We start from the raw sequence: 12,264 nt of genomic DNA on the forward strand, positions 1-12,264 counted from the left end.
ACGATGTGATCCCCGACGGTGACAAGGTTGTGCAGCAGCCGGATATCCTCATTCTGGAAGGGCTGAACGTGCTGCAAAGCGGCATGGATTATCCGCACGATCCGCATCACGTTTTCGTTTCTGACTTCGTGGATTTCTCTATCTATGTGGATGCGCCGGAAGATCTGCTTCGCCGCTGGTACATTAATCGCTTTCTCAAGTTCCGTCAGGGCGCGTTTACCGATCCGGATTCCTACTTCCATCACTATGCGAAGCTGCCTGAAGACGAGGCGGTAGGGATCGCTACGCAGCTGTGGGAAGAGATTAACCTTATGAATTTGAAAGAGAACATCCTACCTACTCGCGAAAGAGCCAGCCTGATTATGACCAAAAGCACCGACCATGCGGTCGATCGGGTACGGCTCAGAAAATAGCCGACCGGAAGGCGCCGGGACGTTTATCGACGTCCCGCCAGCCAGATAGCGTAGGCCTCATCCCAGATAGCCGCAGGCGACCCTGCCCTTCCCAAACCAAAACCATGACCGCCTCGGGTTATTTTGATCTGCTCGACCGACACCCCCATGCGCCGACAGGCATCATGCATAATCTGCGTGTTGTGCGGGTTTGAGGTAGGGTCGTCTTCTGCCTGAGCCAGAAAGGTAGGCGGAAAGCGACGCGTGACGTAATTTTCTACCGACCACCCGGCCTCATCTGCTGGCGAAGCATTTTTCCCTACGATCTCGCTATGTGTACGCGTATGGGTATAAGGCGCCTCCAGCGTAATCACCGGATAGATAAGCGCGACGCTGTCCGCTACGGGCACAATCTGATCCAGCGTGTCCTGCGGCGCATAGGTCACGAAATCCGGGCGGGCCGCCGTCATGCCCATCAGGTGACCGCCAGCGGAAAAGCCCAGCAAATGCACTTTTTTCTCCATCGACCGCACCAGCCTGACCGCTCGCTGCGCGTCCTGAAAAGGCGCAAGCCGGCCCGCGTGCCATTTTTCATGCGGCAAGCGATAGCTCAGCACGTAGGCCGTATAGCCGCGAGCATTCAGCCAACGTGCCACGGGCCATGCCTCACCGCCCATGCCGATCCAATGATAGCCACCGCCCGCCGCGATCAGCACCGCCGAGCCGTTGGGCGTCTGCGGCTGAAAGCGCTGGATAGCCGGGCTGACGATATTTGACCAGGCGCCATTGGCGGAAATATGTACTTTGCCTCGCGGCCCGCCGCCACCCGGAGGCTCTTCCGGCCACAGGGGAATAATGTCTTCTCTGGCAAACAATTTTCCGGCGGTCATCGCCAGCATGGCTGCGCCGGTTCCCATTATTAACCGGCGTCGACTAATCATCTGACATGGTTTTCCTCTGTTGCATAAACGCATCGCGGCCCGGGCTGACACAGTGCTGTCCGCTAAGTCATGCAAAGCAGAAACCAGGCACTGGCAGGTAAAAGGTGACGAGACAGGACGATTCTTTCTTTATCGGCAAGAAGAATCGCTTTTTTATGCGATTTGTTGGTCAGGTAGCAAGCAAAATTCGCGGCAGGCACTAAATAGCGGCTAAATTGCCCGGGCGGGAATCCGGGCAACGGGCAATCAGTGTGTGGCGTTTTTATCTTTACGGGACATGGCGTCCAGATAACCCATCACAAAAGCGGACAGCACAAACGTCAGGTGGATAATGACATACCACATCAGTTTGTTATCAGGGATGTTGCGCGCATCCATAAACACGCGCAGCAGATGAATAGAAGAGATCGCCACGATCGAAGCCGCTACTTTATTCTTGAGCGATCCGGAATCCATTTTTCCCAGCCAGCTCAGCTTCTCTCTGTGTTCGGAAATATCCAGCCTGGAAACGAAGTTTTCGTACCCGGAGAGCATCACCATCACCAGCAGGCCGCCAACCAGCGTCAGATCAATCATTGACAGCAGCACCAGCACCAGATCGTTTTCTGCCATAGCCAGCACGTCAGGCAGCAGATGAAAAACTTCCTGGAAGAACTTGATGGCCAGCGCCATCAGGCCCAGTGACAGCCCAAGGTAAACAGGCGCCAGCAGCCAGCGCGAAGCATAAATAAGGTTTTCAGTGAAACGTTCCATAGCATTCCGTAAACAGGTTAACACGGGCGGTAGTATACCTGATGGAATGTTAAATTTTTCACGGCCCCCCTCGGCGTCGGGGAATTTTACAGATTTATTCCACCCAATCGACCAACATGCCTGCCGATACGGGTTCAAGCACCCGACGCGCCTGGCGGTCAATGCCGCCCATCCCTCGTACCAGTTCATCACCGGCCCGAACGGGCTGCAGGCATAAACCCGGCTCACACAGGGTAGCCGTCTGCACGCCAGCTGGCCGGACGGAAACGGCAGCAAGACCGTTTCCGCTTATGACCAGCGCAATAAGAAGAGCATATTTTTTCATAGGTGTGTTTATTCAGGGATGCGCGAATTCAGTGCAGCTCGCGATGCTGATTACGATAATCTCTTGGCGTCACGTTAAAGTGCTTTTTGAAAACGCGCTGAAAACATTGTTGGGAAGAGAACCCTAAATCCATAGAAATGGTCATGATGGTTTTATGGGAGGTCACCAGGCTTTTTGCCGCCTCATCCAGGCGCCGATAGCGAATAAAACTGCCCAGCGTCATGCCTTTTTTCTCTTTAAAAGCACGTTGTAAGTGCCATTTAGAATAACCAGAACGCGCGGCCACGGCCTCAATATTCAGTCCATCGTCCAGATGCGCTTCAATCCAGTCGATAATGACGTCTACGATTTCACCTTTCACTGACTTTCTCCTGCTGCGGCACCTGCATATGACGCCGCCATTCCACGATGTAATATTATATCTATATGTTTTTATTAGTTAAATTTAGATATGCAACAAAATTCGTAACTTATCAAAATTTGCCGGAAGGATATAAAGAAGTGTAAAATAGTTCAAATAGATAATTTTAATCTTCGTTAATAGATAGTCTCTATAGAGGTGGCCATGCTGGATCTTAATCTTGTGCGCGTTTTTACCGCTATCTATGAAACCCGCAGCGTTAGCGGGGCCGCCGATCGACTCTTTATCACTCAACCTTCTGCCAGCTATGCGCTTGCCCGCCTGCGCAGCGAAACTAACGATGAGCTGTTTAAACGCAGCCGGAAAGGGATGGAACCCACGCCAACCGCGATGCAGCTTTACAAAGTATTTAAAAAATCGCTAACCGGCATAGAAAAAGCCGTGGCGGAAACCCGCATATTTTCGCCGGAAACGTCGCACTACAAGTTCCGTCTTGCGCTAACGGACCTGGGGGAGCTGCTGCTGTTACCAAAACTGATTACGCTTTTCCGCAATGTGGCGCCGCATATCCAGCTGGAAGTGATCCCGGTCGATGTCCACAAGCTGGACGAATGGTTGTTGACCGGCCGTATCGACGCGGCGCTGTGCAGCCGTAATGAGTCCGTCTCCTCCGCACAGCGTGAACTGATGGCCTACGAACGCTACGTCTGCCTGCTTAATGTCGATCATCCGCGGATTAAAGAGAGCCTGTCGCTGGATGACTATATGCAGGAACGCCATGTGGTGGTCGCTGCCACCAGCGGCCATCATATTGTAGAGGACCGGTTAAAAGAGTTTGAGCTGGAGCGCGAAATCGCGCTGGAGGTTCCGCATTTCGCCGCGCTGGGTGAACTCATCGCCTCCAGCGATCTGCTGGTCACGCTGCCTTCCAGTGCCGCCAGAATTTATGCGCGTCGCGGCAATGGGCGGATGCTGGAGCTGCCTTTCCACGTGCCTAATCAGGAAGTTTTCCTCTATGCACATACTGAAATCGGCGATATCACCGCAAAAACCTGGTTCTACAACGTGCTGCGCATCGCCGGACCAACTATGATCGATCCCTGATATAACGCCGCTTATAGAAGAGAGTCAGCAAAGAAAACCAGACGCAGAGCACGTTCCGGGAAAGCGGCGCGGCAAGCGCCGCGGATAAATGCCGGAATGTGAAGGAGTTCAAGCTGCCTTGTGCATAGTTCTGAATGTATCGCAAAAAACCCCCTGTTAATCCCGACAACAGCACAATGACCTGACCGAAAACCGCCTCCTATAGTGATTAAAACGTCTGCTGTCGTTTTCCTTTCTCTCCTGCCGCTGCGGCAAGCTTCGTCATCTCTGCGCCTGTATTCAGAGCGACAATCAATAAGGGTAAGCGCTATGACTGCTAAAAACGGATCGCACGTGCGCGTGTGGATATTAATGCTGATACTGTTTCTTTCCGTTATTGCCTATGCGGATCGTTCCATTTTATCTATTGCAGGCGGTGCGATTAAAGATGAGTTCGGCCTCTCGCCCCTCCAGCTCGGTTTTGTCCTGTCGGCTTTTAGCTGGGCCTATGTGATAGGTCAGATCCCGGGAGGTCTGTTTCTGGACCGTTTCGGCACGAAAAGAGTGTATGGCGTCACGCTGGTGCTCTGGTCACTCTCCACCCTGGCGATGGGCTTCGTCGGCGAATTCTCCACCGGGCTGACCAGCGCCCTGGTGATTATGTTTACGCTGCGCTTTGCGCTGGGGCTGATCGAAGCACCGAGTTTTCCGGCTAACGCCCGCGTCGCCATCATGTGGTTTCCGAAAGCCGAACGCGGCCGTGCCTCCTCGCTGTTCGCTTCCTCACAATATTTTGCTGTTGGCATCTTTTCGCCTCTTTCTGGCTGGCTGGTGTCCGAATTTGGCTGGCCGTGGCCCTTCTTCGTCCTCGGCGTTATCGGCATTATCGCCTTCTTTGTCTGGCTCTGGTATATGCAGGAACCGCGCACGCACCGCAGCGTGTCGCCGCAGGAACTGGATTATATTGTGGCGGGCGGCGGCCTGATTGATATCGATTCGGCGCAGCAACGTAAGGATAAATCCCCTGTTTCCGGTGCCACCTTTCGCAAGCTGCTAACCAACCGGATGCTGTGGTGTGCCTATATTGGCCAATACTGCATTATCGCGCTGAGCTATTTCTTTATCACCTGGTTCCCTGTGTATCTGGTGCAGGCTCGCGGCATGGATATTTTGCATGCCGGTTTCGCTACCGTTGCGCCAGCCCTGTTCGGTTTTGCCGGCGGCATTTCCGGCGGTATTATCTCTGATTACCTGATTCGAATCGGCTGGTCGGTTTCCTGGGCGCGTAAAACGCCTTATATCGTCGGCATGCTGATGGCCGCCACGTTGATGGCCGCTGCCGGGGTAAACAGTAACTTCTGGGTTATCGCCATTATGTCCTTTGCTTTTTACGGCAAGGGCGTGGCCGCCGGTGCGGGGACCTGGGCGGTGATCAGCGATACCGCCCCCAAAGAAGCCGTTGGCCTGGCAGGCGCTATTTTTAACTGCGTCGGCAATATTGCCGGGATCGTCACGCCTATTATGTTCGGCTTTCTGGTTGCGCTGACCGGCAGCTACAGCCTTGGCCTGGTCTTTGTCGGCGCTCACTGCATTGTTGCCGCCTGCTGCTTTCTGTTTGTGATGGGACCGATTGAACGCGTCGGTGGCGAAACGTTGGAGGACAAAACGTACCCGACCGGCAATGCTCCTTTGGTGCGCAGACTCTAGCGACCCGCGCGGGAAGACGTTGATCTTCGCGCGTAAAACCTTCACTTTAGCGTCATGGTAAATCGGGCAATGCCTGCCCGCATGAAGATGGAGTGCCCCTATGTCGCTAACCCTTCTGACGCAGTTGGCCGATCTACCCGCCAGTCAGTGGGATGCTTTGCTCCCGGACGATCAGCCTTTTCTCCGGCACGCCTTTCTCAGCACCCTGGAAGAGAGCGGCAGCCTGGGGAAAGGGACCGGCTGGCAGCCAGAGCACCTGTTGTGGGAAGAACAAGGCGAAATCCGCGCCGCCCTGCCAGGCTATCGCAAAAGTCATTCGATGGGCGAATACGTTTTTGACCATGCCTGGGCAGACGCCTGCCAGCGTGCCGGTTTGCCCTACTATCCTAAATGGCTGGCCGCCGTGCCGTTCAGTCCGGTGACCGGCGCAAGACTGCTGGGCGACAGGGCCTTTGCGGCAAAGCTGCTGCACCACATTCCCGATTTTCTTCATCAGCGTCAGCTGCACAGCGCCCATATCAATTTTGGCGATGCGCAAACCCGCGAGCTGGTGGCAGCGGAAGCGCACTGGTTGCCACGTCTCGGCTGTCAGTATCACTGGCACAATCCCGGCTATCGCGATTTCCAGGACTTTCTGGACACACTGATGTCACGCAAGCGCAAGCAGATACGCAAAGAGCGCGAACAGGTCGCCAGTCAGGGATTTGCCTTCGAGTGGTTGGCTGGTCATCAGCTTAGTGAAGCGCACTGGGATTTTGTTTACGCCTGCTACGCCAACACCTACGCAGTGCGCGGTCAGCGCCCTTACCTCACCCGTCGCTTCTTTAGTTTATTGGCCGAGAGAATGCCGGAGGCGATACGCGTGGTGCTGGCAACGCAAAACGGCCAGGCCGTCGCGATGGCTTTCTGTCTGGTGGACGGCGAAACGCTTTATGGCCGCTACTGGGGCTGCCTGGAAGAGTTTAACCGGCTGCATTTTGAAACCTGTTTTTATCAGGGGATGGACTACGCTATCGCACACGGGCTGAAGCGCTTTGATGCGGGTGCACAAGGCGAGCACAAGCTGGTGCGGGGCTTTGAGCCTGTCATCACCGAATCCTGGCATTATTTACGGCATGAGGGATTGTTTGAGGCGGTAGCGGACTACCTGCGTCAGGAGCGGCCCGGCGTGCAGGCCTGGGCGGTAGAAGCCCGTGAGTCGCTGCCTTACCGTCGCGGCAGCGAATAAGGGCAGCCCGGAGGCTGCCCGCGTGGTTTACTCCTCACCGACGAAGCCGCCCGTCTGGTGCTGCCACAGGCGAGCATACAGCCCGTTCTGTGCCAGTAGCTCGCTATGGCTGCCCATTTCAGCAATACGGCCCTCTTCCAGCACGACCAGCCGATCCATTTTAGCGATAGTAGAAAGGCGGTGGGCAATAGCGATCACCGTTTTGCCGCCCATCAGCGTTTCCAGACTCTCCTGGATGGCCGCTTCTACTTCCGAATCCAGCGCGGAAGTTGCCTCATCCATAATCAGGATCGGTGCATCCTTCAGTAACACTCGGGCAATGGCGATACGCTGACGCTGGCCTCCGGAAAGCTTCACGCCGCGCTCACCCACCTGCGCATCCAGCCCCACGCGACCCTGCGGATCGGAGAGTAGCGGGATAAACTCATCGGCCTTTGCGCGATGGATCGCCTGCTGCAGCTGCTCTTCGGTGGCATTTGGCCGGCCGTAAAGCAGGTTGTCGCGTATTGAGCGGTGCAGCAGCGAGGTATCCTGAGTAATCATGCCGATCTGCGCTCGCAGGCTTTCCTGACTGACATGGGCGATATCCTGCCCGTCAATCACTATGCGGCCGCCGTCGAGGTCATACAGGCGCAGCAGCAAATTCACCAGCGTCGATTTTCCTGCGCCCGACGGCCCGATCAGGCCAATCTTTTCGCCAGGTCGAATGGTCAACTGCAACTTGTCGATGACCCGCCGCGCCTGGCCATAGTTGAAATCGACTTGCTCATAACGGATCTCACCCTGGCTGACTTTTAATGCGGGCGCCTGCGGCTTATCGGCGACGCTCACGGGCTGGGCAATGGTTTGTAGCCCATCCTGCACCATACCGATATTTTCAAAGATGCCGTTGACCACCCACATGATCCAGCCGGACATATTAACGATGCGGATCACCAGCCCGGTAGCCAGCGCGATAGCGCCCACGCTAATCAGCGACTGCGTCCACAGCCACAGCGCCAGGCCCGTGGTGGTGACGATCAGCAGGCCATTCAGCGTAGTCACCACCACATCCATATTGGTCACCATGCGGCCCTGCTGACGCGTTTTATCCGTTTGATCGCCAATAGCCTCACGCGCGTAAGCCTTTTCCAGATCGCTGTGGGCAAACAGCTTTAGCGTGGTGATATTGGTGTAACCGTCTACAATAGTGCCCATTAGCTTCGACCGCGCGTCAGAAGAGGCAACGGAACGAGATTTTACGCGCGGCACAAAATATCTCATGCTGACGACATAACCCACGATCCACAGCAGCAGCGGGATCATCAGCCGCCAGTCCGCCTCGGCGAACAGCACCAGTGAAGTGATGGCGTAAATCAGCACGTGCCAGAGCGCATCCACCGCCTGTACGGCCGAATCGCGTAGCGCGCTGCCGGTCTGCATAATGCGCTGGGCGATGCGGCCAGAGAAGTCGCTCTGAAAAAAATTCAGGCTTTGGCGCAGCACGTAGTTATGATTTTGCCAGCGGATCATACTGGTCATGCCGGGGTTGATGGTCTGGTGCACCAGCAGATCGTGCAGACCGATGAAAATCGGCCTGAAAATCAACGCCACCGCCGCCATCCAGAGCAGCTCGCTGGCGTGCTCGCTGAAAAAGCGGCCAGCGGGCGTGGTGTTCACCATATCAATGATGGAACTCAAAAAGCGGAAAAGCGATACCTCAATCAGCGAAGCGACCAGTCCGATCGCCAGCAATAAAGCAAAACTTTGCCACACCTGGCGCAGATAGTAGACGTAAAAAGCCCAGACGCGATTGGGCGGCGTGTCGCTGGGGGCGTCCTGAAAAATATCGATCAGTTTCTCAAAGCGGCGATACAGCATAGCTAGCTCACTTTTACAGCCAAAAAATTGATAATAGTGCATTTTCCTGCGTTGTGACGAACGCGAAGCGCGATGGGACTTGATTAGGAAACGATCATTCCCTATTATGAAAGAATGAAAACATCCTCTTTACGCCAGCCGGGGCGCCCGCGCGAATTCGATCCCGATCTTGCTCTGGACGGTGCTATCGCTCTGTTCAGCGAGCAGGGCTATGCCGGAACGTCCATCAGCGAGCTGGCCCGTGCGATGCAGGTTACCCCGGGCAGCCTTTATAAAGCTTTTGCCGACAAGCAGGCGATTTTCCTGGCGGCGCTGACCCGCTATCAGCAGCTGCGCAATGAAGCGCTGAACCGACGCCTCGCTGTCGCGCCCAACGGGCGGGCTAAAGTGGCGGCGCTGTTGTGCCACTACAGCGAAAGCAGCGTGGGCGAAACCGGACGGCGTGGCTGCCTGGTGGTGAGTTGCGCCGTCGAGCTGGCTACGCGCCACGATGAACTGGCGCACCGCATTACACAATCGCTGAATGCCAACGAAGCGCGCTTTGACGAGTTCCTGCGGCTGGGACAGCTGGATGGCTCCGTTTCTGGCGACCTGAACGTACCCGCTACGGCAGCCATGCTGCTTTGCCTGACGCAGGGAATGCGCGTGCTTGGCAAGACCGGCCGTACGGCAGAAGAAATGGCGCAGCTGGTGAATAACGCCCTGATGCTGCTCGGCTGACAAACCGCTCTTACACACCCTTTGAGCCTGCGCGTTCGGCAGGCCAACTGGCATCCAATTTGGAAACGATCATCCCCAAAAGAAGAGGTTATCATGCGCATTCCTACCGACACCGAGGCCGACCGTCAGGCCATAACCGCCTTTCAGCCCACCCGTTTTTGGCAGCAATTCCGTCAGGATTATGTTCAGGTCAATGATATTCGGCTTCATTACGTCGCTGGCGGCCGCGGCGAACCCGTCCTGCTGCTGCCCGGCTGGCCGCAAAGCTGGTACGCCTGGCGCTACGTGATGCCGCTGCTGGTTGCGGCCGGCCGCCGCGTAATCGCGGTCGATCCACGTGGTCTGGGCGATTCAGCCCATCCCGCCGACGGCTACGATATGACCACTGCCGCCAGCGATATTCACGAGCTGATCGCCACGCTCAGGCTGAACGAATCGGGCCCGATTGATGTTGTTTGCCACGATATCGGCAGCTGGATTGGCTATGCGCTGGCAGCCGACTGGCCAGAAGAGGTGAAACGGCTGGCGCTGTTCGACGCGGCACTGCCGGGCATTTCTCCCCCGCCGCCGCCCGGCATTCCTTCTGACGAAGCCAATGTGAAAAGCTGGCACTTTGCCTTTAACCGACTAAACGATCTGCCGGAGCTGCTGTTTGCGGGCCGTGAACGCGAACTGATCGGCTGGCTGTTTGCGGCAAAATCCCTGAAAAGCTGGAGCATTACCCCAGCCGATCTGGAAGAGTACGTCCGTGTTAATCAGCTTCCCGGCGCGCTACGCTCGGCGCTGAGCTACTATCGTACTGGCTTTTCGCCCGCCTCGCTGGCGGCTGCACGGCTGCGGGCAGAGCAAAAATTATTGATGCCGGTACTGGCTGTCGGGGCGGAAGGCAGCGTGGGCGATATCCTGCTGACGACGCTGCAACAGCTGGCCGTTCAGGTAACAGGCGGCACCCTTGTCGGCGTGGGCCACTATATTCCGGAAGAGGCGCCCGCAACGCTGGCTGGCCTGCTGGCCGATTTTTTTATACCCTCAGGGAGCCGAACAGACAATTGCTAGCAGGCCCGGACAGGAAGCCGCTGGCGACGAGCGCATAATAACAACAAAGACCGAGGCAAAGGGGCGGAAATGGAACGGCTTGATTGTGATCGTATGCTGGTAGCGGTAATGGAACTGGGAAGCTTTGCCGCCGCGGCAGAACGTATGGGCACCAGCAGCGGGCAGGCGTCGAAACTCATCTCCCGCCTGGAGAGCGAGCTGGGCGTGCAGCTGCTGAAGCGCAGCACCCGAGCGCTTTTCCCGACGGAAATAGGTCAGGCTTATTTTGATCGTATCAAAAGCATTCTTGACGACTTTGACGCGCTGGATGCCTCGGTACGCCATGCTTCTGGCAAGCCTTCAGGCCGTCTGAAACTGACCGCGCCGCTGACCTTCGGCACCACTAGCCTGGCGCCGGTGCTGATCGCCTTTGCCAAAGAGTATCCGGAAATTGAGCTGGACGTCAGCTTCGCCGACCGCACGGTCAATATTGTGGATGAGGGGTTCGACGTCGCGCTGCGTATTGGCAGGCTCAGTGACAGTAGCCTCATCGCGCGGCGGCTGAGCGATATTCGTATTATCGTGGCGGCAAGTGAAAGTTATCTGCACACGCACGGCACGCCAGAAGATTTGCGCCAGCTGGCGCAGCACGACTGCATTATCGATACCAATTTTCGCGAGCCTCTGAACTGGCAGTTTCGCGACGGCAGCGAACGCGTTCTGTCGGTAGCGGTTCAGGGGAGGCTACGTTTTTCCAATGCTGAAGCCTGCCTGAGCGCGGCGGCGGCCGGATTGGGCATTGCCCGAATGCCCACGTTTATCGCCGGAAATCAGCTGCGTAGCGGCATAATTGTGCCGCTGTTCCGTCAGTATGAAATGCCCCCGCTGGGCCTGTACGCCGTTTATCCCCCCGCGCGCCATCTGGCGCACAAGGTACGCGCGCTAACGGAGTTTCTGGAAGTGCATTATGCGGGCGAGGCGGAGTGGGATCGTGGCTGGTGATTCGTTCCATTTCGGAAAGAATATCCGCGCTGAGCAAGGGATTATCATCCTGCCGGGATCGGTGTAGCCTTGAGTGAAACCGTTTCCACACCGGAGGACGGCTCAACAGGAGAAGCCCCGTGACGAAAGGATTGATTATTTTACTGCATGGTGTCGGCAGCAACGGTAAAGATCTGGCCGGACTGGGCGCGCATTGGGCCGAAGGCCTGCCGAGTGTGGCGTTTACCAGTCCCGATGCGCCCTTTCCTTTTGAACACGGCGCCGGCTACCAATGGTTTAGCCTGAGCGGCGTCACGCCAGCCAACCGTGCAGAGCGGGTTTATCACGCACGGCAAGCGTTCGACAACCAGCTTGCCGCTATTCTGGCCGTCCATCAGATGCAGGATCGCCTGAATAACGTGGTGCTGGTCGGTTTCTCTCAGGGCAGCATCATGGCGCTGGATGCGGTGGTATCCGGCCGCTGGCCGGTAGCGGGCGTGGTCGCTTTTTCCGGCAGGTTGGCCTCGCCGCTGCCTTATGAAATGCCGACGGAAACGCCGATCATGCTGATCCACGGTATGGCCGACAGCGTGGTTCCCTGTGCGGAAAGCGAAGCGGCAGCCAGACAGTTACGCGAGCTGGGCGCAAAGGTCAGTATCCAGTTTGACGCTTCGGTTGGCCATACTATTTCAGCCCGCGGAGCGCGCGGTGCCAGCGACTTTATCGCGACGTGTCTGGCCTGACCGGGCTGTCGTTCAGCCGCTTTTGGTAAAAGGCAAGATTCAGCCAGCGATCAAACTTCCAGGCGACCTCGTTCAACGTGCCCGCCAGCGTAAAGCCTTTTTTCTCATGCAGAGCGATGCTGGCGCGGTTATCGG

Annotated in this window: 12 protein-coding genes and 1 pseudogene; 8 read left to right on the forward strand and 5 right to left on the reverse strand. The window is 56.5% G+C overall.

All coding sequences use genetic code 11. The annotated features are described in order from the left end of the window. Window positions 1-413, forward strand: a pseudogene (locus tag RTK32_RS11625) (type I pantothenate kinase); the annotation flags it as partial. 23 nt (window positions 414-436) lie between these two features. On the opposite strand, the gene RTK32_RS11630 reads toward RTK32_RS11625, so the two are convergent. The 4 genes from RTK32_RS11630 to RTK32_RS11645 form a co-directional block, all read right to left on the reverse strand. Continuing rightward, entirely contained in the window at window positions 437-1,333 is an 897-nt protein-coding gene (locus RTK32_RS11630; RefSeq protein ID WP_312044088.1) for an alpha/beta hydrolase, read from the reverse strand. Window positions 1,334-1,579: 246 nt separating this feature from the next. After that, window positions 1,580-2,086, reverse strand: a complete 507-nt coding sequence (locus RTK32_RS11635) for a TIGR00645 family protein (RefSeq protein ID WP_312044090.1) — start codon at window positions 2,084-2,086, stop codon at window positions 1,580-1,582. A 94-nt stretch (window positions 2,087-2,180) separates the two neighbouring features. Beyond that, on the reverse strand, window positions 2,181-2,411 hold the full coding sequence (locus RTK32_RS11640) for a hypothetical protein (RefSeq protein WP_312044092.1): 231 nt from the start codon (window positions 2,409-2,411) through the stop codon (window positions 2,181-2,183). Between the two features lie 28 nt (window positions 2,412-2,439). Continuing rightward, a complete protein-coding gene (locus RTK32_RS11645) occupies window positions 2,440-2,772 on the reverse strand; it encodes a helix-turn-helix domain-containing protein (RefSeq protein WP_125289360.1) in 333 nt (110 codons plus the stop codon). Between the two features lie 204 nt (window positions 2,773-2,976). Here RTK32_RS11645 and RTK32_RS11650 point away from each other — a divergent pair, with 204 nt between their 5' ends. The 3 genes from RTK32_RS11650 (at window position 2,977) to RTK32_RS11660 (ending at window position 6,790) form a co-directional block, all read left to right on the forward strand. Next, on the forward strand, window positions 2,977-3,876 hold the full coding sequence (locus RTK32_RS11650) for a LysR family transcriptional regulator (RefSeq protein WP_312044095.1): 900 nt from the start codon (window positions 2,977-2,979) through the stop codon (window positions 3,874-3,876). A gap of 309 nt (window positions 3,877-4,185) precedes the next feature. Beyond that, the gene (locus RTK32_RS11655) at window positions 4,186-5,562 is read left to right on the forward strand and encodes an MFS transporter (RefSeq protein WP_312044097.1); all 1,377 of its coding nucleotides are present in this window, start codon (window positions 4,186-4,188) and stop codon (window positions 5,560-5,562) included. 100 nt (window positions 5,563-5,662) lie between these two features. Next, window positions 5,663-6,790: a GNAT family N-acetyltransferase gene (locus RTK32_RS11660; RefSeq protein WP_312044099.1), complete on the forward strand. Its 1,128-nt coding sequence runs from the start codon at window positions 5,663-5,665 to the stop codon at window positions 6,788-6,790. 27 nt (window positions 6,791-6,817) lie between these two features. Here RTK32_RS11660 and RTK32_RS11665 read toward each other — a convergent pair whose 3' ends face one another. Continuing rightward, window positions 6,818-8,650, reverse strand: coding sequence for an ABC transporter ATP-binding protein (locus RTK32_RS11665; protein ID WP_312044101.1), 1,833 nt, complete (start codon window positions 8,648-8,650; stop codon window positions 6,818-6,820). A gap of 114 nt (window positions 8,651-8,764) precedes the next feature. On the opposite strand from RTK32_RS11665, the gene RTK32_RS11670 reads away from it, so the two are divergent. From RTK32_RS11670 to RTK32_RS11685, 4 genes are all read left to right on the forward strand, one after another. Then, window positions 8,765-9,370, forward strand: coding sequence for a TetR/AcrR family transcriptional regulator (locus RTK32_RS11670; protein WP_312044103.1), 606 nt, complete (start codon window positions 8,765-8,767; stop codon window positions 9,368-9,370). A 93-nt stretch (window positions 9,371-9,463) separates the two neighbouring features. After that, on the forward strand, window positions 9,464-10,426 hold the full coding sequence (locus RTK32_RS11675) for an alpha/beta hydrolase (protein ID WP_312044106.1): 963 nt from the start codon (window positions 9,464-9,466) through the stop codon (window positions 10,424-10,426). Between the two features lie 69 nt (window positions 10,427-10,495). Continuing rightward, the gene (locus RTK32_RS11680) at window positions 10,496-11,407 is read left to right on the forward strand and encodes a LysR family transcriptional regulator (RefSeq protein WP_312044108.1); all 912 of its coding nucleotides are present in this window, start codon (window positions 10,496-10,498) and stop codon (window positions 11,405-11,407) included. Between the two features lie 119 nt (window positions 11,408-11,526). After that, the gene (locus RTK32_RS11685; protein ID WP_312044111.1) at window positions 11,527-12,129 is read left to right on the forward strand and encodes a dienelactone hydrolase family protein; all 603 of its coding nucleotides are present in this window, start codon (window positions 11,527-11,529) and stop codon (window positions 12,127-12,129) included. The last annotated feature ends 135 nt before the right edge of the window (window positions 12,130-12,264 follow it).

This window comes from Erwinia sp. (assembly GCF_031978025.1).
GTDB lineage: Bacteria > Pseudomonadota > Gammaproteobacteria > Enterobacterales > Enterobacteriaceae > Erwinia.

What these genes read in the sequence shown, in the direction of transcription:
- RTK32_RS11630 (WP_312044088.1), bottom strand. Translation starts at nt 1,333, where the DNA reads ATGATTAGTCGACGCCGGTTAATAATGGGAACCGGCGCAGCCATGCTG.
- RTK32_RS11635 (WP_312044090.1), bottom strand. Translation starts at nt 2,086, where the DNA reads ATGGAACGTTTCACTGAAAACCTTATTTATGCTTCGCGCTGGCTGCTG.
- RTK32_RS11640 (WP_312044092.1), bottom strand. Translation starts at nt 2,411, where the DNA reads ATGAAAAAATATGCTCTTCTTATTGCGCTGGTCATAAGCGGAAACGGT.
- RTK32_RS11650 (WP_312044095.1), top strand. Translation starts at nt 2,977, where the DNA reads ATGCTGGATCTTAATCTTGTGCGCGTTTTTACCGCTATCTATGAAACC.
- RTK32_RS11655 (WP_312044097.1), top strand. Translation starts at nt 4,186, where the DNA reads ATGACTGCTAAAAACGGATCGCACGTGCGCGTGTGGATATTAATGCTG.
- RTK32_RS11660 (WP_312044099.1), top strand. Translation starts at nt 5,663, where the DNA reads ATGTCGCTAACCCTTCTGACGCAGTTGGCCGATCTACCCGCCAGTCAG.
- RTK32_RS11665 (WP_312044101.1), bottom strand. Translation starts at nt 8,650, where the DNA reads ATGCTGTATCGCCGCTTTGAGAAACTGATCGATATTTTTCAGGACGCC.
- RTK32_RS11670 (WP_312044103.1), top strand. Translation starts at nt 8,765, where the DNA reads ATGAAAACATCCTCTTTACGCCAGCCGGGGCGCCCGCGCGAATTCGAT.
- RTK32_RS11675 (WP_312044106.1), top strand. Translation starts at nt 9,464, where the DNA reads ATGCGCATTCCTACCGACACCGAGGCCGACCGTCAGGCCATAACCGCC.
- RTK32_RS11680 (WP_312044108.1), top strand. Translation starts at nt 10,496, where the DNA reads ATGGAACGGCTTGATTGTGATCGTATGCTGGTAGCGGTAATGGAACTG.